The sequence below is a fragment of the Actinokineospora xionganensis genome (genome assembly GCF_014323725.1).
GTDB classification, from domain to species: Bacteria; Actinomycetota; Actinomycetes; order Mycobacteriales; family Pseudonocardiaceae; genus Actinokineospora; species Actinokineospora xionganensis.
Map to the genome: position 1 here is coordinate 38,832 of NZ_JABVED010000025.1, position 20,395 is coordinate 59,226.

Annotated in this window: 24 protein-coding genes; 10 read left to right on the forward strand and 14 right to left on the reverse strand. The window is 70.7% G+C overall.

Annotated features, from left to right (window positions below):
• Positions 1-23: 23 nt before the first annotated feature.
• From GPZ80_RS28915 to GPZ80_RS28930, 3 genes are all read right to left on the reverse strand, one after another.
• Positions 24-383 (reverse strand): hypothetical protein, encoded by a 360-nt coding sequence (locus GPZ80_RS28915; protein ID WP_187224273.1) that lies wholly within the window; start codon positions 381-383, stop codon positions 24-26.
• A gap of 80 nt (positions 384-463) precedes the next feature.
• A complete protein-coding gene (locus GPZ80_RS32250) occupies positions 464-1,180 on the reverse strand; it encodes a phage tail protein (RefSeq protein ID WP_222720023.1) in 717 nt (238 codons plus the stop codon).
• 169 nt (positions 1,181-1,349) lie between these two features.
• Positions 1,350-2,999, reverse strand: a complete 1,650-nt coding sequence (locus tag GPZ80_RS28930; protein ID WP_187224274.1) for an alkaline phosphatase family protein — start codon at positions 2,997-2,999, stop codon at positions 1,350-1,352.
• A gap of 92 nt (positions 3,000-3,091) precedes the next feature.
• On the opposite strand from GPZ80_RS28930, the gene GPZ80_RS28935 reads away from it, so the two are divergent.
• Positions 3,092-3,757: a RibD family protein gene (locus GPZ80_RS28935; RefSeq protein WP_187224275.1), complete on the forward strand. Its 666-nt coding sequence runs from the start codon at positions 3,092-3,094 to the stop codon at positions 3,755-3,757.
• Here GPZ80_RS28935 and GPZ80_RS28940 read toward each other — a convergent pair whose 3' ends face one another.
• Together GPZ80_RS28940 and GPZ80_RS28945 are read right to left on the reverse strand one after the other, a co-directional pair.
• Entirely contained in the window at positions 3,758-4,150 is a 393-nt protein-coding gene (locus GPZ80_RS28940) for a DoxX family protein (RefSeq protein WP_187224276.1), read from the reverse strand. It lies immediately after the preceding gene.
• Positions 4,143-4,862 carry a CDP-alcohol phosphatidyltransferase family protein gene (locus GPZ80_RS28945; protein WP_187224277.1) on the reverse strand — a complete coding sequence of 240 codons (720 nt, stop codon included), beginning with the start codon at positions 4,860-4,862 and terminating at the stop codon, positions 4,143-4,145. The genes GPZ80_RS28940 and GPZ80_RS28945 overlap by 8 nt, the downstream gene beginning before the upstream one ends.
• A gap of 45 nt (positions 4,863-4,907) precedes the next feature.
• On the opposite strand from GPZ80_RS28945, the gene GPZ80_RS28950 reads away from it, so the two are divergent.
• Both GPZ80_RS28950 and GPZ80_RS28955 read left to right on the forward strand, forming a co-directional pair.
• Entirely contained in the window at positions 4,908-5,888 is a 981-nt protein-coding gene (locus GPZ80_RS28950; RefSeq protein WP_187224278.1) for a zinc-dependent alcohol dehydrogenase, read from the forward strand.
• Positions 5,878-6,588, forward strand: coding sequence for a creatininase family protein (locus GPZ80_RS28955; RefSeq protein ID WP_187224279.1), 711 nt, complete (start codon positions 5,878-5,880; stop codon positions 6,586-6,588). Before GPZ80_RS28950 ends, GPZ80_RS28955 begins: the two co-directional genes overlap by 11 nt.
• Here the strand turns inward: GPZ80_RS28955 and GPZ80_RS28960 are convergent.
• The 4 genes from GPZ80_RS28960 to GPZ80_RS28975 form a co-directional block, all read right to left on the reverse strand.
• Positions 6,511-7,527 (reverse strand): lysylphosphatidylglycerol synthase transmembrane domain-containing protein, encoded by a 1,017-nt coding sequence (locus GPZ80_RS28960; RefSeq protein WP_246477586.1) that lies wholly within the window; start codon positions 7,525-7,527, stop codon positions 6,511-6,513. The genes GPZ80_RS28955 and GPZ80_RS28960 overlap by 78 nt on opposite strands.
• A gap of 112 nt (positions 7,528-7,639) precedes the next feature.
• A complete protein-coding gene (locus GPZ80_RS28965) occupies positions 7,640-8,428 on the reverse strand; it encodes a class I SAM-dependent methyltransferase (RefSeq protein WP_187224280.1) in 789 nt (262 codons plus the stop codon).
• Positions 8,425-9,495 (reverse strand): glycosyltransferase family 4 protein, encoded by a 1,071-nt coding sequence (locus tag GPZ80_RS28970; protein WP_187224281.1) that lies wholly within the window; start codon positions 9,493-9,495, stop codon positions 8,425-8,427. Before GPZ80_RS28970 ends, GPZ80_RS28965 begins: the two co-directional genes overlap by 4 nt.
• Positions 9,492-9,890 carry a 6-pyruvoyl trahydropterin synthase family protein gene (locus GPZ80_RS28975; RefSeq protein WP_187224305.1) on the reverse strand — a complete coding sequence of 133 codons (399 nt, stop codon included), beginning with the start codon at positions 9,888-9,890 and terminating at the stop codon, positions 9,492-9,494. Before GPZ80_RS28975 ends, GPZ80_RS28970 begins: the two co-directional genes overlap by 4 nt.
• Positions 9,891-9,976: 86 nt before the next feature.
• On the opposite strand from GPZ80_RS28975, the gene ribA reads away from it, so the two are divergent.
• From ribA to GPZ80_RS28990, 3 genes are all read left to right on the forward strand, one after another.
• Positions 9,977-10,624 (forward strand): GTP cyclohydrolase II, encoded by a 648-nt coding sequence (gene ribA, locus GPZ80_RS28980; RefSeq protein WP_312880637.1) that lies wholly within the window; start codon positions 9,977-9,979, stop codon positions 10,622-10,624.
• A 40-nt stretch (positions 10,625-10,664) separates the two neighbouring features.
• Entirely contained in the window at positions 10,665-11,057 is a 393-nt protein-coding gene (locus GPZ80_RS28985) for an RNA-binding S4 domain-containing protein (protein WP_187224283.1), read from the forward strand.
• A gap of 159 nt (positions 11,058-11,216) precedes the next feature.
• Positions 11,217-11,399 carry a PspC domain-containing protein gene (locus GPZ80_RS28990; protein ID WP_091375087.1) on the forward strand — a complete coding sequence of 61 codons (183 nt, stop codon included), beginning with the start codon at positions 11,217-11,219 and terminating at the stop codon, positions 11,397-11,399.
• On the opposite strand, the gene GPZ80_RS28995 is transcribed toward GPZ80_RS28990, so the two are convergent.
• Positions 11,363-12,457 (reverse strand): hypothetical protein, encoded by a 1,095-nt coding sequence (locus GPZ80_RS28995; protein WP_246477587.1) that lies wholly within the window; start codon positions 12,455-12,457, stop codon positions 11,363-11,365. The two genes, GPZ80_RS28990 and GPZ80_RS28995, sit on opposite strands and share 37 nt — an antisense overlap.
• Before the next feature lie 143 nt (positions 12,458-12,600).
• Positions 12,601-13,386, reverse strand: coding sequence for a DUF4344 domain-containing metallopeptidase (locus GPZ80_RS29000; RefSeq protein WP_187224285.1), 786 nt, complete (start codon positions 13,384-13,386; stop codon positions 12,601-12,603).
• Between the two features lie 380 nt (positions 13,387-13,766).
• Here GPZ80_RS29000 and GPZ80_RS29005 point away from each other — a divergent pair, with 380 nt between their 5' ends.
• A complete protein-coding gene (locus GPZ80_RS29005; RefSeq protein ID WP_187224286.1) occupies positions 13,767-14,990 on the forward strand; it encodes an MFS transporter in 1,224 nt (407 codons plus the stop codon).
• Positions 14,991-15,021: 31 nt separating this feature from the next.
• Positions 15,022-16,029 (forward strand): RNA polymerase subunit sigma-70, encoded by a 1,008-nt coding sequence (locus GPZ80_RS29010; RefSeq protein ID WP_187224287.1) that lies wholly within the window; start codon positions 15,022-15,024, stop codon positions 16,027-16,029.
• 152 nt (positions 16,030-16,181) lie between these two features.
• Here the strand turns inward: GPZ80_RS29010 and GPZ80_RS29015 are convergent, their stop codons facing one another.
• Both GPZ80_RS29015 and GPZ80_RS29020 read right to left on the reverse strand, forming a co-directional pair.
• A complete protein-coding gene (locus GPZ80_RS29015) occupies positions 16,182-16,745 on the reverse strand; it encodes a dihydrofolate reductase family protein (RefSeq protein WP_187224288.1) in 564 nt (187 codons plus the stop codon).
• Positions 16,746-16,813: 68 nt separating this feature from the next.
• The gene (locus GPZ80_RS29020) at positions 16,814-17,827 is read right to left on the reverse strand and encodes a DNA topoisomerase IB (protein WP_187224289.1); all 1,014 of its coding nucleotides are present in this window, start codon (positions 17,825-17,827) and stop codon (positions 16,814-16,816) included.
• 105 nt (positions 17,828-17,932) lie between these two features.
• Here GPZ80_RS29020 and GPZ80_RS29025 point away from each other — a divergent pair, with 105 nt between their 5' ends.
• Together GPZ80_RS29025 and GPZ80_RS29030 are read left to right on the forward strand one after the other, a co-directional pair.
• A complete protein-coding gene (locus tag GPZ80_RS29025) occupies positions 17,933-18,106 on the forward strand; it encodes a hypothetical protein (RefSeq protein WP_187224290.1) in 174 nt (57 codons plus the stop codon).
• Positions 18,107-18,130: 24 nt separating this feature from the next.
• Complete coding sequence (locus tag GPZ80_RS29030) at positions 18,131-18,370, forward strand: DUF6480 family protein (RefSeq protein ID WP_187224291.1); 240 nt, start codon at positions 18,131-18,133, stop codon at positions 18,368-18,370.
• Between the two features lie 3 nt (positions 18,371-18,373).
• Here the strand turns inward: GPZ80_RS29030 and GPZ80_RS29035 are convergent, their stop codons facing one another.
• Positions 18,374-20,395 (reverse strand): CocE/NonD family hydrolase, encoded by a 2,022-nt coding sequence (locus GPZ80_RS29035; RefSeq protein ID WP_187224292.1) that lies wholly within the window; start codon positions 20,393-20,395, stop codon positions 18,374-18,376.

The window sequence follows — 20,395 nt, forward strand, 5'->3', positions numbered from 1 at the left end:
GGACAACGCCCGCGCGCGGAGACCTACAGATCCACTCGCCGGGTAGGCGGCGCTCGATCGCCGATCGCGCCGCGGTGCGCCCACCGTGGCGCGGAGGAAAGGAAGTCGTCGAGAGGGACGGAAGCGACCGGACGCGGCCAGGGCGCCACGGCAGGCGCGGGTGGCACGGCCGCGGGCTGGGCGTACGCGACCTCTTTGGCCACCCGCCAGGCCGAACGGGACGGCGCCATCACGTCGACGTGCGGCCCGCCGACGGTGGCCCCGGCCTCGGCGGGCTCCGGCGCGACCGGCGCCGCTCCCGCGATGGGCGCGGCGACGGACACGAGCACGGTCGCGAACAGCGCGAGCAGCAACAGCAGGCAGTGCCGCAGTCGGCTCGCCACGCTCGCTCGCTCCATCACGCCCCCAGGGTCGCCCGCCACCCTACGCGAACTCCTGGGTCGACCAAAGGAAGTCCGAGGGCTCAATCGCGCGCGGGGAAGATCCCGTTGACGCAGATGCTGTAGGTCATGTTGTCGGGCGCGGCGGCCCGGAGGTCGGGCAGCGCGAAGGTCACCCGGCCGTCGCCGCCATAGGTGGTGCCGATCAGGGCGAACAGGGCCTGGTTCTGGTTGATGGGCAGGAGTTGGCCGTTCGCGGGCACACCGTTCGCGACCGTGCCCGCGTGCAGGATGATCTCGGAAATCGTGCACTCGCGGCCGCGACCGGAAGCGGCGGTGTTGGTGTTCGTGCCGAAGACCCCGGCGGTCCCGGACGGACCCTGCGGGCCTTGCGGCCCCTGAGGCCCTTCCGGGCCCGCGGGTCCGGTGGCACCCGTGGCTCCGGTGGGACCGACCGGTCCGGCGGGTCCCGCGGGTCCCGCGGGTCCAGCAGGCCCCGTGGCCCCGGTGGCACCCGTGGCTCCGGTCGGCCCGGCAGGACCTGCCGGTCCCTCGGGTCCCTGGGGTCCGGCCGGTCCGGCGATGTTCCACGAGATCGGTGTCTCCCGGGTCGAGCACTGCTGACCCGCGGCCGCATCGATCACCCGGAGGACCTTGGTGACGTTGTTGACGCACCCGTCGATCCGCGGCTCCGGCTCCGCCGCGGCCATGCTCGCCGCCGTCACCGAACCCAGCAACGCGACTCCGGCGACGATAAGGGTCGCCCGGCGGGTCGGCGTCGGCCACCCGATTCCTGCCATCGTGCTCACCATCCTTGGTCAAGGCGGAGAGTCCTGTCGCTCAGGTCCGCTACCCACGACCGGGACGCACCACGATGGTTACATGGCCGATTCGAGGCCCGCCGTTACGGCCTCGAAGCACCATTGACCGTCCACACCGGTCACATCACTCGTTGTGCACCACGGCGGGCTACGGCCCGAAAGCCGTCAGGAACCTGTCGCGGAAGGAGTCCATCGGCCAGACCGGGGCGCGGGAGCCGGGTTTGAGGCCCGCGTCCCAGTTCCACGGGGCGACGCGGTTCAGCACGGCCTGGTCGCGGGTGACGATGGTGATCGGGACGTCCCAGGTGGCCTGCTCACCGGTGACGATCTTGGCGGGTTGGTGGTCGCCGAGGAAGACGAGCACCAAGTCGTCGTCGCCGTAGGTCTCGACATAGGAGACCAGGGTGTTCAGCGAGTACTCGATGGAACGCCGGTAGTCGGCGCGGATCTGGGTGGGGTCGCCGGTGAAGATGGCCTCCGCGGGGCGGTCGCCGGTGTGCATCGTCTTGAAGATCGAACCGTCGCCGACGTCGGCCCAGTCGATCAGCGCGGGGGTCGGCGTCCACGGGGCGTGGCTGGAGACCAGCGGGATCACGGCCATCAGCGGCTCGTCGGCCTTCGCGCGCTCGGACCGCTCGAACGCCGCGAGCGTGTACTGATCGGGCATGGTGGCGTAGCTGAACCGTGGGCCGTGGTATCCGAGGTCGCCCGCGGTCTGGATGCTCCGGTAGCCGAAGAACGCCCCCTCCGGCCACGCGTACGTGATGCCGGGAACCACGCCGACCGAGCGCCAGTCCGCCCGCTGGAAGGCGCCGCCCAGGGTGAGGCGGTCGCCGGAGACCAGGGTGCGGTAGCGCTGCTGGTTGTCGATCCACAGCCCGGAGAGCAGCGTGGCCTGCGCCAGCCAGCTGCCGCCTCCCGTGGTCGGCGAGGTGAGAAAGGCGCTGCGGGAGCCGTATCCGGCGGCGCCGAGCCTGCGGGTTCCGGCATCGAGCGCCGCGCCGACCTGGGGCGCCAGCTCCGGGTCCTCGACGGCGTCGCGGCCGTAGCTCTCGACGAAGGCGACGATGACGTCTTTGCCGCGCAGGGCGGTGAGCAGGTCCGCGCCCGGGGTGTCCCGGAAGCGGTCGACCACGGCCTCGGCGGCGAACTTGTCCTGGTCGAGCAGGCCCGCCCGCACCTGGCGCGCGTGGTCCAGGGCGAAGGCGGCGGCGCTGCCCGAGGCGATGGGCGCGTCGGGGTCGATCCGCACGCCCGGGATGGCCGCGGTGATCCACACCACGGCGAGGACCGCGACCGCGCGCGCCGCCCCGAGTCGGTGCTGGGTCACCAGCCGGGTCAGGCGCAGGGCGGACAACGTGGTCAGGACCAGCAAGGCGAGCGCGAGCACGACCGCCCCGACGACCGCGGCGACCGCGCCGGCCGGACCGGCTGTCGCGTCGAGGTAGCCCACGGCGGGAGCTAGCAACGGCCAGTCGAGGACCAGGTCGAACGGGCGGTGCAGCACCGCGTCGAACCCCATGTCCATGATCTTCACGACAGTCAGCAGCCCCAGGGCGACACCCACGAGCACCGCCATCCCCCGCCGCGCCCGGGTGGGCAGGACGATGAAGAGGACCACGCCGAGCAGCCCCTCCACCGGGACGCGGAGGAAAGCCAAGGGGCTCAGGCGATCGAGGTCGCTCGGGGCGAGCAGCGCGAACAGCACGAACCCGCAGGCGAGCGCGGTGGCGCCCCAGGTCGCGAGCCGACGAACCCGCCCGCGCCCGAACCTCCGAAGCGGCGCGAACAACTCCATCGACTGTCCTCTCGTAAGGTGGTGCCGCCAATCGGTACTACGGTCGGCGGACCACTTCCGGTTCAGAATCGCGGAAACAGAACGGATACACCGTGACCCGCCCCCACGTCCTGCTCAGCGTCGCCGTCAGCGTCGACGGCTACATCGATGACCGGAACGGCCAAGGGTTCCCGCTGTCCAACGAGATCGACTTCGACCGGGTCGACCAGGTGCGGGCCGAGTCCGACGCCATCCTGATCGGTGCCGAGACCGTGCGCCGGGACAACCCCCGCCTGCTCGTCAACAGCGCCGCGCGGCGGGCCGCGCGGGTGTCCGACGGCCTCCCGGAACACCCCGTGAAAGTCACCGTGACCGGCACCGGCGACCTCGACCCGGACCTGCGGTTCTGGCACTGCGGTGGCCGAAAGGTCGTCTACACAACGGATTCCGGCGCGGCCGCGGCGAGGCTGGGCGAGCTGGCCGACGTCGTGTCGCTGGGTGGCGGGATCGACTTCGCCCGGCTCCTCGACGACCTTGGCGGGCGCGGCGTGCGCAGGCTGATGGTGGAGGGCGGCGGCCGGATCCACACCGCGTTCCTGGCGGCCGGGCTGGCCGACGAGATCCAGCTCGCGGTCGCCCCGCTGCTGATCGGCCACGCGGGCGCGCCGCGCTTTCTCAATCCGGGCGAGTTCCCGGGCGGACCCGCGCGCCGCATGCACCTCGAAGACGTCACCAGGGTCGGCGACGTCGCCGTGCTGCGCTACTTCCCCAAAGCCTGATCAGCTCCGCGGCCTGGCGAGCAACGCGAGGATCGTGTCGCGGCGGAACCAGGCCACGACCAGGCTCAGCACCAGCAGGATCGCGGGCAGGACCGGGCCAGGCTTGTCCACCAGGAACAGCTCCGTGCCGACGGCGCCGACCATGACACCGGCCAGGCCGAGCGCGGCGAGCCCGCACAGGCGCGGGATCAGCAGGCCGATCGCACCGGCGATCTCGAGTGCGCCGGTGAGGTAGCGCAGCCACTGGCCGAAGCCGATGTCGTCGAACTTCGCCACGAGTCCGTCACCGAACAGCGTGGTCGCGCTGTAGATGAAGTACGCCGCGAGAGCCACTTGCAGGACCCACAGCGCGATGTTGCCCGCCACCCGGGTGGCACTGGCTTGATCAGACATGGCGGCATCCTTGCACCGGCGCGGGCCTACGACGCCAGAGCCCAACGATGTCGCGGCCGAACGACCACCCAAGCGTGACCAACGCGAGCCCCACCAGGACAGCGGCGTGCGGGACGACCCCGCTCGCGGCGACGACCAGGACGATCCCCTGCGCCGCGGCGACGGCCTTGCGGGCGAAGCTGGGCGGCAGGTCTCCACGCAGCCAGGCCAGCCGCCAGGAAGCGGCGACGAACAGATACCGGACGGTGCCGATCGCGAGCACCCACGGGCCGAGCGACCACGCGACGTGGACGCTGAGAACCAGGATCAGGAAGGCGTCGACCTCCATGTCGAAGCGGGCGCCCAAGGGAGACTCCGTGCCCGTGCGCCGCGCGACGACACCGTCGACGCAGTCGAGGGCGAGCGCCACGGCGGCGAGGGCCACCACGACCGGGACAGTTCCGTCGGCGCGGTCGGCCACCAGCGCGGTGACCCCGCCGATCAGCAGCTGCCGGGCCAGGGTCACGCGGTCGGCGGGACCGGGCGCCGCGGTGTCGGACCGGCGCATCGCCCGGGTCAGCAGCGCCCCGGTGGCCCAGGCGTGGACGAGACCGGCCACGATGCCGAGCGGACCGAGTCCCATGGTCGCCCAAAGCAGGGCCAGCAGGAGGAGTTGACCGCCCGCCCACACGGCGGGCTCGCGCCAGGCCGTGGTGTGCTGGAGTGTGACCATCGCGCCCCTTGCGGCAGAAAGGCCCCGGATCTCGGAGGATATTGGATGACACGCACGGCAAGGGCCCTTTGGTTCACCTCGTCCGGCAACTGTGAGATCCGACCGGTCGACCTCCCCACCCCCGGGGCCGGGGAGATCCTGGTCCGCACGCTCTTCTCGGGGGTCAGCCGGGGAACCGAGTCACTTGTCCTCGCAGGCTTGGTGCCCGAGAACCAGCGTGCGGTGATGCGCGCCCCTTTCCAAGAAGGTGACTTCCCGTGGCCGGTCAAGTACGGGTACCTCAACGTCGGGGTCGTCGAGGACGGACCGGCGAACCTGCTCGGCCGCACGGTTTTCTGCCTGTATCCGCACCAGACCCGGTACGTGGTCCCGGCCGACGCCGTGACCCCGCTCCCGGACTCCGTGCCGGCGGCGCGTGCGGTGCTGGCCGGGACGGTGGAGACGGCGGTGAACGCGGTGTGGGACGCGGCCCCGCTGATCGGCGACCGGATCGCGGTGGTCGGCGGCGGGATGGTCGGCTGCGCGGTCGCCGCCGTGCTCGCCCGGTTCCCCGGGGCCGGGGTCCAGCTGGTCGACACCGACCCGGCCCGTGCGTCGGTAGCGGCGGCGCTGGGGATCGGGTTCGCGTCGCCTTCGGAAGCCGACGGGGGCTTGGACCTCGTGGTGCACGCCAGCGCGACCGAAAGCGGTCTCGCCCGGTCTTTGGAGCTGCTCGCGCCGGAGGGCAGGGTCATCGAGCTGAGCTGGTACGGCGACCAGCGGATCTCGCTGCCGCTGGGCGAGTTCTTCCACTCCCGCAGGCTCACCGTGCGCGCCAGCCAGGTCGGGACGGTGGCCCGCGCAGATCGGACCTATGCCGAGCGGATGGCGCTGGCGCTCGACTTGCTCGCCGACCCGGTGTTCGACACGCTCATCACCGGCGAGAGCGACTTCGACGACCTGCCCGAGGTGCTGCCGAGGCTGGCGTCCGGCGAGCTCTCGGCCCTGTGTCACCGGATTGACTACGGTCGCGCACATGACCGGTGACGCGTACCTGCTTCCGCTGACCACCACCGCCGACGTGCGCCACCGCGCCGCGACGGTGGCCGTGCTTCCGGTAGGGAGCCTGGAACAGCACGGGCCGTACCTGCCGCTGGTGACCGACACCGTCATCGCGTGCACCATCGCCCGGGAACTCGCCGCCGCGTACCCGGTGCAGTTGCTCCCGCCGGTGACGATCTCCTGTTCGCACGAGCACGCCGCCTGGCCGGGCACGGTGAGCATCTCGGCGCGGACGCTGCACTCGGTGGTGACCGACATCGCCGACTCGCTGCGCCGCTCCGGCGTCCCGAACCTGGTGATCGTCAACGGCCACGGCGGGAACTATGTGCTGGCGAACATCGTGCAGGAAGCCTTGGGCGGCATGGCTTTGTTCCCCGGTACCCAGGACTGGGCCGCCGCGCGCGCCGCCGCTGGGATCGAGACGTCGGCGGGCAGCGACATGCACGCCGGTGAACTGGAGACCTCGATCCTGCTCCACGCCCATCCCACGATGGTCAAACCCGGCTACGACACGAGCGACTGGCTCGCCGACGACCGGCGGCACCTGCTGACCCTCGGGATGGCGGCGTACACAAAGTCCGGTGTGGTCGGTCGGCCGTCGCTGGCCTCAGCGCGCAAGGGCGAGGACCTGCTCGCCGGGCTGGTGGCCGCGTTCGCGGACTACCTCGCCGTTCTTCCGGAATAGGAACAGGGCGCCGGGCAGGCTCGCCACCAGCGCGAGCACGCCGTAGACCACCGCCGTGGTGAGCCCGTGGGCCGCACCCAGGCCCGCGGCGCCGAACGCGGCGGCGAGGAAGGCCTCCCGCGGGCCCCAGCCGCCGACGTTGACCGGGATCGCCATCACCAGCAGGGCCACCACGAACAGCGGCAGGAGCCTGCCTGCGGGCGCGTCGGTCCCGCTGACCCGTGCGGCGACGAACAACAGGGCGAGGTGCCCGGCCACGGCCACCGTCGACAGGAGCGCCACACTCGGGAAGGCACGTCGGGAAAGCAGCCCGGCGCGCGCGTCCGCCCAGACCGTGGCGGCACGCTTGCGCCACAACCCGGCAAACCCGGCGAGACCGATCACGATGGCGAGGACGGTGATCGCGGCGGCGGGGTCGAGGGTCAGGTCCAAGGGTGGCTGGGCGAGGATGACGACAAGGGCAATGGCAATCAGGACCACCTGCCCGGCGAACCGCTCGAAGACCACCGCGCGGATACCCCGCCCGAGGTCGCCCGCCCGCTGCCCATGACTCACCGCGCGATGGACGTCGCCCAGGACCCCGGCGGGAAGCACGGCGTTGAGCAGCAAGGCCCGATAGTAGTCGGGGACCGCTGTGCCCAGGGACAGTGGAAGCCCTAGCCCCCGCGCCACCACACACCAGCGGGCGGCGCCGCACAGGGTGGTGACCAGCCCGATCCCCAAGGCCGCGACCAGCGAACCGAGGTCGACGGCACGCAACCCGTCCACAAACGCGCCCGCCCCCAGCCGCACGAGCAGCGCGAGCAGGATGCCGCAGGCAAGGAGGAGCCGCAGCCAGGGCCAGAGCCGACGGACCATGGCGACGCCGGCAAGGACGGATCGCCGCTGCCGCAATACATCGCCGCTCGAGAACCCGTGCGTCGCGTCGCCCCGGATCATGTCGGCCTCCGCACTGCGCAGAGACCAGCGTGCGCGCCCACCCAATCCGGCGAGACGCGTGCGAAAGCGGATCGCCGCTCCCACACCACCTTTCGACGCGGGAACCCGCGCGTCATGTCGACCTCGGCAACGCCAACAGATCAACGTGCTCGACCACGACCCGCATCCCACCCGTGAGCCGCCGCCTCAGGTAGGCGGGTGCCGCCGCGGCCAGGGCCGGTCGCTGTTCGCAGGCCGCGCCCACCCACCCCCGCAGCCACTCCCCCGCCAGCGCGGCCTGGTCCGGTCCCAACCGCCACGGGCTCGGCCGGGTCCACACCATCGCGCCGCGGCGTTCGAACGAGTCGACGGCCGCGGCGACCGCGTCGGGGCCGAGCAGTCGGCGGCCGTCGACCTCGCGGCGCTGGTGTTCGTTGAAGGCCTCGGTGAACTCGGCGTCCAGTCGCTCCGGCGGGTCCAGTTCGACCCGGCCCGCGACGGACAGGGTCAGCAGCGCCGGGCAGTCCGCGTCGACGCAGGCGGCAGCCAGGGAGTCGACCTCCTCGGCGGTGAGCAGGTCCAGCAGGGCCGAGGCGGTGAGCAGCGAAGTGCCCTCGAGGTCCTCGGCTCGCAGTGCGGTGAGGTCGCCCTCGCGGGTCTCTACCGTCACGCCCGGGCCGGTCACCGTCGCACCGGCCACGGCGAGCAGCCGGGGGTCGCGGTCGTGCAGCACCCAGTGCTGCCTGCCGCCCAACCGCCCGGAGAGCCATCGGCCCATCGATCCTGTGCCACACCCGATATCACGCACGAGGAGGGGGTTTCGGTTCAGCGGACTTTCCCGCAGCGGGTCGAGCAAGCCCTCGGCCCGCGCGTCGGCGTCGGCCTTCTCCCGCAGGGCCAGCCACTCCGGGGCGAAACTCATCGGCCGAGCCTAGCCAGCACGCCCGCCAGATCACGGGCGCAGTCGTCCCAGGTCCGCAGCGCCTTCCCGCGCGCCAGCGCCGACCGCCGCAGGTCGCCACGCAGGTCGGGATCGCCCAGCCAGCGCCGCACCGCCGACGCCAGCGCGCCTGCGTCGCCGGGCGGCACGAGCAGACCGGGCACGCCGCCGTCCGGGGCCTGGCCGAGGGTGTCGGGGACACCGCTCACCGCGGTCGCCAGCACCGGAACTCCCCTGGCCAGGGCCTCGGCGACGACCATGCCGTAGGTCTCGGCTCGTGACGGGAGCACCAGCAGGTCGGCCGAGGTGTACTCCTGGTCCAGGGACTCGCCGGTGCGCGGACCGTCGAGCGTCACCCGGTCGCCGAGACGGTGCCGCGTGATCAGCAGGCGCAACTCTTCGACGTAGCCCTGGTCCCCCAGTGGGCCGACGCACGCGCAGGTCCACGGCAGGTCAGCCACCGCGGCGAGGGCTTCGACGAGCACATCGTGGCCCTTGCGTGGCGTCACCGAGGCGACGCAGAGCAGCCGGGTGCCTGCTTCGGTGCCGGGGGCGGGCGGCGCGGGGTCGGTCCCGGGCGTGACGGTGTGCACCCGTTCGGCGGCGAGCCCGTGGTGCTCGACCAGCCTGCGCGTCGCCCACGGGCTGGTGGTGACGACCGCTTCCGCCGCGCGCAGGGTCTGCCGCTCGGCGGCGTCGAGCGCCGACGCCAGTTCGGGTGCGAGCCCCGTCTCGTCGGCCAGCGGCAGATGCACCAAGACCACGAGACGCAACCGGCCCGCGTGCGGGACGACGACTTCGGGGACGCCACAGGCCACCAGACCGTCGAGGAGCACGGCCACCCCGTCGGGGATACCGGCCAGCGCGCCGGCCAGTTCCGCGCGGGCAGCGGTGTCCGGGCGCGGCCACGCTCCGGGGACGGCGATCTCGTGCACCGCCACCCCCAGTTCGACCAGACCGCGGCACACGCGGCGGTCGTAGACGTTGCCCCCGCTGGGTCTGGCCGCGTCGTCGACGCCATCGGGCAGGACGACCTGGACAGCGTTCACAGGGACCGTTCGTAGCTCGCCCACGCGACGTGCGACTCGTGGAGCGTGACCTCGATCCCGGCGAGCCCGCGCGCGCCTTCACCGAGAGCGCCCGCGTGCACCCGATCGGCGAGCCGGTCGGCGATGACCTTGGCCAGGAACTCCGTCGACGTGTTGACCCCGGCGAAGGCGGGTTCGTCGTCGAGGTTGCGGTAGTTGAGGTCGGCAAGCACCTTGCCGAGTTCCTCGGTCGCCAGGCCGATGTCGACCACGATGTTGTCCGAATCGAGTTCGGCGCGGCTGAACCTCGCGTCCACCACGAACGTAGCTCCATGCAAGCGCTGCGCCGGGCCGAAAACCTCGCCGCGGAAGCTGTGGGCGACCATCACGTGATCACGAACAGTGATGCTGAACAGGGTGACCTCCACTAATGCACCGGATACCGTACGACCTTCGACCGAGCGTAATGACCGTCCGGCCGGAGCCTGCTGAAGGGGACGCTGTGGACGAGGCAATCAGTCGCGAGGACGTCGCGGAGTCCGACCTCATGACCCGGCGCGGCAAGTTCCGGGCAGTCGCCTTCCGCGACGGCCACGAGCACATGGCCCTCGTCTACGGAACGGCGCGGCCGCGGGAGAACGTGCTCGTCCGGGTCCACTCCGAATGCATGACCGGCGACATCTTCGGCGCCATGCGCTGCGAATGCGGCGACCAACTCGACGCCGCGCTCGACCGGATCGTCAGCGAGGGCAGCGGCGTGTTCGTGTACCTGCGCGGGCACGAGGGGCGCGGGATCGGGTTGCTGGCGAAGGTGCGCACCCACGTCCTGCAGGACGAGCAGGGGCTCGACACGCTGGATTCGGCCACCACACTCGGGTTTCCGATCGACACCAGGGACTACACCCCGGCCGCGAGGATCCTCAAACACCTGCGGGTCCGGTCGGTCCGGCTGATGTCCAACAACCCCGACAAGATCCGCGCCCTGGAGGCGAACGGCATCGCGGTCGTGGAACGGGTGCCGCTGCTCGTGCCCGCGACCGACCACAACGTCGGATACCTGACGGCGAAACGCGACCGGCTCGGCCACCACCTGCCGCAAGTGGACACCTTCTCCGGCGACTACTCGTTCGCCGGCGACAACCGCACCTGACTCGGCCGGAGCCGAGTGCGGTAGGACATGATTGATGGCTGTGGAGAGCACTCGCGTGGACCGGTGGCTGTGGGCGGTCCGGCTGACCAAGACCCGGCCGGACGCCGCCGCGGCCTGCCGGGGCGGGCACGTGCGGATCAACGACCGCCCAGCCAAGCCCGCGACGATGGTGGTCGCGGGCGACGAGGTGCGGGTGCGCGTCGACGGCGTCACGCGGGTGGTGGAGGTGGTGCGAACCATCCAGAAGCGAGTCGGCGCGGCCGACGCCGCCACCTGCCTGATCGACCGAACACCAGCCCCGACCCCGGAAGCGGCCATCCCCGTCGCACGCCGTGACCGAGGCGCCGGCCGCCCCACCAAACGAGAGCGCCGAGTCCTCGACCGCCTACGCGGCAGCGCGCCAGACAAACGAGTCGCCCCCTCCGGCAAATGAGTTCGACATCGGGCGCACTCGAATGTCGAACTCACTTGCCTGGCGGGGCGACTCGCGGGTGGGGTTAGGGGTCCGCGACCGACGCCTGCCGTGCCGGGCGCGAGACGTGCGGCGCACTCTGGACTGGGCGACACTGTGAGTCCAGCCGAAAGGAGCGTCATGGCGGTCGAGTTGGTCAGGTCCCGCAGGAATCGGATGATCGCCGGGGTGTGCGGCGGGATCGCGGAGCGAGTCGGCCGCAAGCCGAGCACCATCCGGTGGCTGTTCGTGCTGTCCTGCATCCTTCCCGGGCCGCAGTTCCTGATCTACATCGTGCTCTGGGTGGTGCTGCCCGAGGGCTGACCGACCCACCGGCCGAGGTAGAGGTGGCGGGCGGACAGGTTCACCGCCATGTGCTCGATCAGCGGGTCGAAGAAGCTCTGCCGGATCCGGGCGTCGGTGGCCGTGGACGTGGCGAAGTAGAGACCCGAGAAGGCGGCCAGGAAGATCGACACCTGGAGCAGCTCGTTGTGGAACGGCAAATAGATGCCGTAGATCGTGCCGCTGGTCAGGTCGTGCGTGCTCCACGCCTTCATCACCTCGGGGCGCACGGCGAGGCTGCCGAAGGTCACGAAGATCGCGAACATCAGCAGCCCGAACGCCACCGCCTGGATCAGCTGGGCCAGCAGCAGCACCAGCACCATGTTCAGCCGCTCCACCCGCCGCAGAGGGTGGACAGCCGCGGGGTGGTCGTCCAAGAAGAACTCGAACGGGGTGCCGGTCAGCTTCGCCGGATCCGCGCCGCGGGGCCGCGACCTGATCAGATCGTGGAGTTCGTCGGACAGCACGGCGACCATGAACAGCATCGCCAGCACGGCGAAGAAGCCGACGACCCACCAGATCTGGCTGCCGCGCAGCGCGGTGAAGCTCTGCCAGATCTCGGCGCTGAGGAAGCCGAACGTGGTGAACAGCAACAACAGCGGAAGCGCTCGGCTGGTCAGGGTGCCGAGCTTGCGCAGCTGCCGCACGGCCATCCGCGCCGCCCAGGCGAACACCGAGCCCGCGCCGAGAGCGACCAGCACGATCGCCGCCAGCACGATGAGCGCACCCTGGAACACGACGGGCAGGAAGTACACGGCGTCGATCAGGTAGCCGAGGAGGGGAATCCCCAGCACGTAGAGGACGATGGCGACGATCGCGGTCATCCGGCCGCGCGACGTGCCCGCGGCGGTGCTCCGGCGTACCCACGTCATCGCCAGCCAGGCACTCAACGGGGGCAAGACGAGCAAGCCCACCAACAGCGCCCAGTACCCCACCTCGTACGCGGGGTTCTCCATGAGCGCTTCCCATTCCTCCTGAGTGGCGCCGTCGACGAGGAAGAGCACGTCGGTGAGCAGCTCGGTCGAACCGAGGTACGCCAAGGCAGGGAGGATCCGAACGAGCAGCTGGGTCGGTCGGCCCCGCACCACCGCGGGCAGGCCCCGACGCCGAAACCACTGCTCAGCCGTATGCCGCTGAAGATCCACACAACCTCCGTCCGATCAGAACATCCACAGTGGACGGACTACTTGACGTGCGGCGCCAGCAGGGATTCCCAGCCGCCGACGAGCTGGGTGTACTCCTCGCCGCAGGACTCGGCCCGCTCGGCGGGCAGCGAACCCTCGGCGACCAGCTGCTCGAACCGCTTCTCGTCGGAGCCGTAGAGGTAGCAGAGGAAGTTGACCGACCGCTGCGGGTCGAGTGAGTGCGTGTCATAGAAGGGCAACTCGTCGAGGTCGGTGACCTCCGCGGCGCTGAGCTGGTAGGACTTCGCGACCGTGAGCAGGATGTCCTTGAACTCGTCCGCGCTGGTGAGGACGTAGGCGGCGAGTTGGTCGGCGACGTCCTCCTCCCGGCCGGTGATCTTGAGGTCCAGTTCGCCGATCAGCACGTGGCCCGCCTCGTGGTAGAGCGTGCCCACCGCGCTGTTGTAGACCTCGCCGTCCAGGGCTTCGCCCGCGGTGCCGTCCTTGGCGAACAGCAGGCGCTCGGCGGCGGAGAGCTCGTAGCAGTAGTGGATCGCGTGCTCGTCGGGAAGGTAGAAGGCGTTGGCCTCACCGCATTCCTTCGCCACCACCCGCACATCGCGAGGGATGCGCACGTACTCGGTCATGGACTCGGCGAAGTCTTCCAGGACGCGGTTGTCCCGCAGCACCTTCTCCTCGGCCCGGGTGGCGTCGGTCGTCGCGGGCTCGTAGGTGGCCACGAACCGGCCGGACGCCGGGGCGGGAGGCGCCGCGTCGTCGGCCCCCGAACATCCCGTCACCAGAGCCAGCGCCGCGACCGTGGCACACCACCGGAACCTCGTCATGGCGCGCAGGCTAAGCATGGCTCGCCCGCGGCCTTCGGCACCACACCCGGCACTCACCCGTGCGGGACACCCGCGTCACCCGATCGAGCACAGGCGCGATCTTCTCGGCAGAGATCACAGAGCCGCCGTGGCGGAGTTCGCGCGCCGCTGCACCGACGACGACGTGCGGATCCAGATCCTCGTCGGTGTCGTGGACGGCATGCTGCCGCAGGGTTTGCCGCATGACCGCCCGCCGACGAGTTCGAGGCGGTGCTACGGAGGATTCTCGTCGAGCCGTAGCGGCAGGCTCGCGGACCACTGTGGACCGAAACCTTGCCTTCGCCGGATCGATGACCGAATATGAATCCGAGTCACGTTCCGTCGTGGCGCCGGAGGTAGCGATGTCACTGCGGTCCGATAGTCGTCGTCAGGTCTCCGGCTGGCTCGTCATGTCGGCCTATGGGTTGGTCAGCGCGGTTCTGCAACTGGTGTGGCTGACCTACGCGCCGATCACCACGGCGGCCGCGGGCCACTACGGCGTGTCCGAGGGCGCGATCGGTTGGCTGGCGAACGTGTTCCCGCTGCTCTATGTGGTGCTGGCGCTGCCTGCGGGCATCGTGCTCGACCGCTGGTTCCGGCCGACCCTGGGCGCGGGCGCGGCACTCGTGGCCGTGGGCGCCGGGCTGCGACTCTTCGACGATTACGTGTTCGTCCTCGCCGGGCACCTAGTGGTCGCGGTCGCCCAGCCCCTGGTGCTCAACGCGATCAGCAAACTCGCCGACGGGTGTCTCCCGGACCGACAGCGGCCCGCCGGCATCGCCGCCGCGGCCGCGGCGAACCTCGTCGGCATGCTGGCCGCCCTGATCCTGGGCGCGGCGATGGGCGCCGACGGCCTGCGTTCCCTGCTCCTGATCGACTTCGGCGCGGCACTGCTGGCGGGCGCGGCACTCTGGTTCGGGCTGCGCGGCCAGGCGCCACAGGAGATCGACACCCCGGCCCGGGTCTCGGCGGGCGCGCTGCGGGCACTGTTCACCGACCGGAGGACCCGCTCCCTGGGCGGCCTGGTGTTCGTCGGGTTCGGCGTGTTCATCGCGCTCACCACGTGGCTGGAGCCGTTGCTGAAACCGGCTGGGGTGACCAACGCCGGGACTCTGCTGGCGGTGTTGGTGCTCTCCGGAATCGTCGGCTCCGCGGTGCTTCCCGCCCCTGTCGTGCATCGGGGGCTGGAACGGCCGGCCTTGGGTGCGACGTTGCTGATCACGGCGTCGGGGTGTGCGGCGTTGGCGATCGCGCCTGGGATGTTGGTGGCGACCGTTGTCGTGATCGTGGTGGGGTTCCCGTTGCTTGCCGCGCTGCCGATCGTGCTCGACACGACTGAGCGGGTCGTGGGGGCGGCGGGTGGAAGCACAGGGGCGGCGTTCATCTATCTGCTTGGCAATGCCGGCGGGTTATTTATCGCGGTGGCAGTGGAGCAGTTGCTGGGACGGCCGGGGTGGGCGTTCTCGTTGCTGGCTTTGGTGGTCGTGGGCGGGTTTGCTTCGTTGCGGAGCCTGGGTAAGGGGACGGACTGGATCCGGGCGGCTTCACCGATCAGAAATCCTCCGCCACATCGTCAGTTCTGGTAGCCCCCTCGCACCGGTGGAAGGATTGACGACCATGACCGACGCCAGACCGCTGGGCGCCGACGAGGCCGCGTTCATCGCGGCGGCCCGCTCCGGCGATACGGCGCGATTCGCTCTCACGACCGAGCGCCACCGGCGTGAGCTGCAGGTGCACTGCTACCGGATGCTCGCGAACTACGAGGACGCCCGGGACATGACGCAGGAGACATTCCTGCGAGCGTGGAACAAGCGGGAGTCGTTCAAGGGCCACGCCGCGCTGCGGACCTGGCTGTACCGGATCGCGACGAACGCCTGCCTCGACTTCCTGGAGAAGCGCGACGACCGCATACCCGTGCCGTCCGAGCTGTCGGACTCCGGCTCCGAGTTGCTGTACCTGCAGCCGTACCCCGACCGGATGCTTTCCGAGGACCCACAGGAATCAGTGGTGGCGCGGGAGACGATCGAGCTGGCGTTCATCGTCGCCGTCCAGCACCTGCCGCCGCGGCAGCGGGCGGTGTTCATCCTGCGCGACGTCCTCGGCTGGCCGGCGTCGAAGGCCGCCGACGCCCTCGAGCTGACCGTCGCATCGGTGACCAGCGCACTGCAGCGGGCGCGCGTGACGATGCGCGAGCGGCTGCCCGACCGCCGCCTCGACTGGCGGACACCTGCCACCCACGAGCTGTCGAATGACGAGCGCGGCGTGGTGAAGGCGTACATCGACGCCCACGAGCGCAACGACCTCGACGGGCTGGCGTCCCTGCTGCGCGACGACCTGCGCTTCGCGATGCTGCCCGACTCAGGCACCTTGGTCGTGACGGCCAAGGAGGCGGTGGACGGCTGGGTCGCCGGTGGGCTCTTCCAGCGCGGCCACGACGACTGGCGCTGTGCCGCCACGACGGTCAACCGCATGCCTGCCGCCGCGCTGTACCTCCGCACCCCCGACGACCCGGAGTACCGGCTATTCGCCATCGCGGTCCTGCACGTTGTCGATGGGAAGATCGCCGAGCTCACCGGATTCGACGCCACCGACAAACCATGGCTGGACCTGCCCCCAACACTGTGATCGCACATCGTCACGATCAACGACGCCGTCGTCCTCACCTCCAGTGAGTCGGTCGACAGCTCGCTCGGAACGCGAGGAAGAGCCGCCGGTCACAGGTGAGCGGGCCAGGAAGGAGTTCGACCTGGCCGCACCGGCCGAGCATGTGACCGCGCTCATCGCCTCGTCTCGTATCGGGTCAGCACCACGCCGCCGGGAAACGTCCGCGTCTCCACGAGGTTCAGGTTCACCCAGTTGTCCAACACCGTGAAGAACGGCGTGCCGCCGCCCACCAGCACCGGACAAGTGGCCAGGGCATACTCGTCGATCAGCCCGGACCGCATGGCGGCCCCGGCGAGCGTCGCGCCGCCGATGCCCATCGGACCGCCGTCCTCGGCCTTGAGCCGGGTGATCTCGGCGACCGCGTCGTCGGTGACCAGGCGGGTGTTCCAGTCGACCTTGTCGATCGTCGAGGAGAACACCACCTTCGGTGTGTCCCGCCAGTTCCGCGCGAACCCGATCTCCGCCTGGGTGGCGTCGGGCTGCTGGTCACCGGTCGGCCAGTAGGAGCTCATCGTCTCCCAAAGCTTGCGCCCGTACAGCGTCAGCTCGCTCGCTTGCTCCTGGCCGAGCCACCACTGGAACAGCTCGTCGCTCGGCCCGCCCCAGCCGATGTCGCCGCCTGCCGCTGCGACGTAGCCGTCCAGGGTCACGTTCATGCCGAAGATCAGTTTTCGCATCGTCGCAGCCTCTCGTGAGTCGATCTCACACGTACAGACGGGCGCGGCGCGGAAACCTCATCGCGATCTCATCGCGATGATCGCAGCAGGCGTAGTACCGCGCGTTCGATACGATCTCGGATCTGCGGGTTCTCCAGGTCCTGGGTTGCCAGTTTGCGCAGGGTCGCCTCGATGGTCTTCCCCTCCTCGAACAGCTCCGAGACCCTCGGGTCCACATAGGACCTCCTCGCGACCGCTGGTGTGTTGCCCAACTGTTCCGCCACCGCCCGCATCACCTGGGCCTCTGCCCGCTTGTTTGCCGTCCGGGATTTCGGCGGGTCCTGGGCCGCGAACTCGGCTGCCGCCAGGACCGTTGCCGTCCAGGTGCGCATGTCCTTGACAGTGAAGCCGTTTCCGGCCAGCTCTCGAAAGCGGTCGTTGACCTCCGCCGCTCGCACCTCGTGGCGTTCTCTGCCCGCGCGGTAGGCGAACAGGCGGTCGGTGTCGGCTCGGCCTCGGCGTAGGGCGGTCACCAGTCTGGCCAGGTCCGGGTCGCGGATCACCGCCAGGCGTTCGACGGCGCTCTTCGCGGGGAAGCAGAACCTCACCTCGCCGCGGCGCACCTCCACATGTTCGCGCAACAACGTGGCCACGCCGTGGGAGTCGTTCTCCTCGGCGTATTCCTCGCCTCCCGTGCGGAAGACACCGCGGTCGAGGATGCGCAGGGCGCCCGCCAGCACGCGGTCGCGGCCGAGGCCCGGGGACACCAGGTCATCGTGCACCTTCCCGCGGATCCGGGGCAGGCGCGCGGCCAGTCGCAGGACGCGCTCGTGTTTCTCGTCGTCGCGGTCGCGGCGCCACTGTTCGTGGTACAGGTACTGCTTGCGGCCCGCGTCGTCGATGCCGACCGCCTGGAGGTGGCCGTTGGGGTGCGGGCAGATCCATACCTCCCGCCACGCGGGCGGGATCACCAGCGTCCGGATGCGGTCGAGGTACTCGGGGTCGGTGACCGGCGCCCCGGTGTGGTCCACGTACCGGAAGCCGCGGCCGTGGCGCACCCTGCGCGCGCCCGGGCCGTCGGGATCGCCGCGTCGCAGCCGCATTGCCGATCACCCCTCTCACCAGGGGGAATGCCCTGGCCGATGGTTTATGAAACGGCCCTCGCGGCATTGGTGTGAAGTCCCCTCGGTCGGGGTACCCGGCTGTCCATGAAGGAAGACCGAGAGTCCAAGGACCCGCTGCCCGAGGCCGCGGATCCCCTCGAGGACTTCGCCGAGTCGGCCGGCGACGACGTGCGGATCGAGGGTCGCACCGCCCGCGCGACCGACGACCTGGACGAAGATCCGAAGCCGGACAAGAACGTCCAGGAACCACCCGACTGACCCCCGCCCGAGGAGGAGATCTCGGTGACCGCCCTGCCCCCTGACCCGGATCCGGATCGCACGCCCGGCCTGCAACCGGGTGGCGGCGTCCGTCCCGGTGACACCCCGCCGGAGTCCGGCAGCACAACCGAAGGCCTTTCCCGCCGCGAGCGCTGCCCGTCGCGGACGATGGCCGTGGTCACCACGATCTTCGTGGTGTTGGTGACCATCGCCATCGTCGCCCTGGTGATCGCCCAGCTCACCGGGATCGCGAAGGTGCTCTGAGGCTCACACCTGGTCGCGCGGGAACGTACGGTCCCAGTTCTCGGAGAACACCCTTCGCTCCCCCTCGAAGCCGTCGATCCGCGCGTGCAGCCGGAACTCGGTCGGGGTGCAGGTGAGGACCTGCTGGGTCCGCGTGCCGGCCGACCAGTCGCCGCGGCGGAAACTCATCGTCCAGTCGGTCCGCCCCTCGACCGAGGTGAAGTCGTCCGCGGTCCAGCCGTAGTGCTCCAGGACCCGCTTGCCGACTTCCATCCCCGAGTCGTCGAACCGCACGACCCCGTTGTCCTTCACCACATCCAGGGCGCCGCGGTAGTCCACCAGGTCGCGGGACACGGTCCACCGGTGCTCACCCGGCAGCAACGCGGTGACCGTCGCGGCGGGCGCGCCTTCCGGCTCGTCGAACGGGCGCAGCGACACCTCGTCGGACTCGCCGACCGGGCGGACTGGCAGCTCGATCGAACTGGCCCCGGTGTGCACGGTCAGTCGCACCGGCTCCGGGGGCGGCCAGGCGAGTGGCCAGTACGATGTGGACAGTGACAGCCGAATCCGGTGCCCGGCAGGAAACGCTTGCGCCACACCGTTGAGCTGGATCTCCACGCTGTAGCGCTCCCCCGGCACGACCGGCGAGGGATCATCGTGCGACTCACGGTGCGTCAGGTTCAGCAGCCCGTAGGACACCCGGGTCGCCCGGCCGTCCGGTGCGACGTCGGACAGGCGTGCCGCCACCATCGCGACCGGCGCCGTGGCCGACACGTCGAGCCGGACCACCGGCGCGCCAAGGATCTCGCACGGCTCGGTGAGCAAGTCCGAGTCGAACACCAGCGACCCGCCGTCCTCCTCGCGCTGGTCGTACGGCAGGTCCGGCGGCGCGTTGTAGGAACACCACTTCCCGGCGAACTGCCCCACGCTCAGCGGCGATTCGATGGTCAGGCCGGTGGACTCGACCCGCTCCCCCTCGGCGGCGATCCGGTGCGGCCCAAGCGGTCTGCGGTCGCGCCGGACGTGCGGCGACGGCCACGACGGCTCACCGACCCAGCGGCCGGGCCGCTTCTCGTACGCCGTCGACGGCGGCATGCTCTCCTGCATCCACGTGCGCAGCACGGGCTCGTCGAACTCGACGTCCTCGTCGCGCAGCCAGCGGTCGAACCAGCGGACCACTTCCTGCAGGTAGCCGATAGCCGGGCCGGGCACGCCGAGATGCGGATACTTGTGCGACCACGGACCGATCAGCCCCATCCGCGGCACGTCCAGCTCCGCCATCAGCCGCAGCACGGCGTTGGAGTACCCGTCGGCCCAGCCGCACGCGGCGAACACCGGCACGCTGACCGCGGAGTAGTCCTCGCACACCGACGCGTGCCGCCAGTAGTCGTCGCGGCGCTGGTGGCTCAGCCACTCGATGATCCACGGCCCCGCGGATTCCAGCCGCCGCAACCACATCTCCCGCCACCGCTGCCCCACCAGGGCCGGGTCGGGCGGGCAGGCGCCGTAGGCGAACATGGTCCCGGACTCCGCCAGGCTGTCCGACAGCAGACAGCCGCCCATGTAGTGCATGTCGTCGGCGTAGCGGTCGTCGGTGAACGACGCGATGCAAATCGCCCCCAGGCTCGGCGGCTTGCGCGCGGCCACCTGCAGCGCGGCGAACCCGCCCCAGGAGATGCCAAGCATCCCGGTCCGGCCGTCGCACCAGGGCTGGTCGGCCAGCCACGCCAGCACGTCCTCCGCGTCGGCCTGCTCCCGCTCCAGGTATTCGTCAGTCAGCACCCCGTCGGACTCACCCGTTCCCCGGATGTCCACTCGCACGCAGGCGTAGCCGTGCCCGGCCAGGTACGGGTGCGCGATCGAGTCGCGCACCGAGGTCAGATCCCTTTTGCGGTAAGGGATGTACTCCAGGATCGCGGGTACGGGCTGGTCGTCGGACGACAGCGGACGCCACATCCGCGCGGCCAGCCGGGTGCCGTCGGACACCGGGATCCAGAAGTGCTCCTCTTCCTTGACGGCGTGCGGAAGGTCGGTCACGGCTCGCAT

Coding starts and splice junctions, on each gene's coding strand:
- GPZ80_RS32250 (WP_222720023.1), bottom strand. CDS start 1,180: ATGGCAGGAATCGGGTGGCCGACGCCGACCCGCCGGGCGACCCTTATC.
- GPZ80_RS28930 (WP_187224274.1), bottom strand. CDS start 2,999: ATGGAGTTGTTCGCGCCGCTTCGGAGGTTCGGGCGCGGGCGGGTTCGT.
- GPZ80_RS28940 (WP_187224276.1), bottom strand. CDS start 4,150: ATGTCTGATCAAGCCAGTGCCACCCGGGTGGCGGGCAACATCGCGCTG.
- GPZ80_RS28945 (WP_187224277.1), bottom strand. CDS start 4,862: ATGGTCACACTCCAGCACACCACGGCCTGGCGCGAGCCCGCCGTGTGG.
- GPZ80_RS28950 (WP_187224278.1), top strand. CDS start 4,908: ATGACACGCACGGCAAGGGCCCTTTGGTTCACCTCGTCCGGCAACTGT.
- GPZ80_RS28955 (WP_187224279.1), top strand. CDS start 5,878: ATGACCGGTGACGCGTACCTGCTTCCGCTGACCACCACCGCCGACGTG.
- GPZ80_RS28960 (WP_246477586.1), bottom strand. CDS start 7,527: ATGATCCGGGGCGACGCGACGCACGGGTTCTCGAGCGGCGATGTATTG.
- GPZ80_RS28965 (WP_187224280.1), bottom strand. CDS start 8,428: ATGAGTTTCGCCCCGGAGTGGCTGGCCCTGCGGGAGAAGGCCGACGCC.
- GPZ80_RS28990 (WP_091375087.1), top strand. CDS start 11,217: ATGGCGGTCGAGTTGGTCAGGTCCCGCAGGAATCGGATGATCGCCGGG.
- GPZ80_RS29000 (WP_187224285.1), bottom strand. CDS start 13,386: ATGACGAGGTTCCGGTGGTGTGCCACGGTCGCGGCGCTGGCTCTGGTG.
- GPZ80_RS29005 (WP_187224286.1), top strand. CDS start 13,767: ATGTCACTGCGGTCCGATAGTCGTCGTCAGGTCTCCGGCTGGCTCGTC.
- GPZ80_RS29010 (WP_187224287.1), top strand. CDS start 15,022: ATGACCGACGCCAGACCGCTGGGCGCCGACGAGGCCGCGTTCATCGCG.
- GPZ80_RS29015 (WP_187224288.1), bottom strand. CDS start 16,745: ATGCGAAAACTGATCTTCGGCATGAACGTGACCCTGGACGGCTACGTC.
- GPZ80_RS29020 (WP_187224289.1), bottom strand. CDS start 17,827: ATGCGGCTGCGACGCGGCGATCCCGACGGCCCGGGCGCGCGCAGGGTG.
- GPZ80_RS29025 (WP_187224290.1), top strand. CDS start 17,933: ATGAAGGAAGACCGAGAGTCCAAGGACCCGCTGCCCGAGGCCGCGGAT.
- GPZ80_RS29035 (WP_187224292.1), bottom strand. CDS start 20,395: ATGCGAGCCGTGACCGACCTTCCGCACGCCGTCAAGGAAGAGGAGCAC.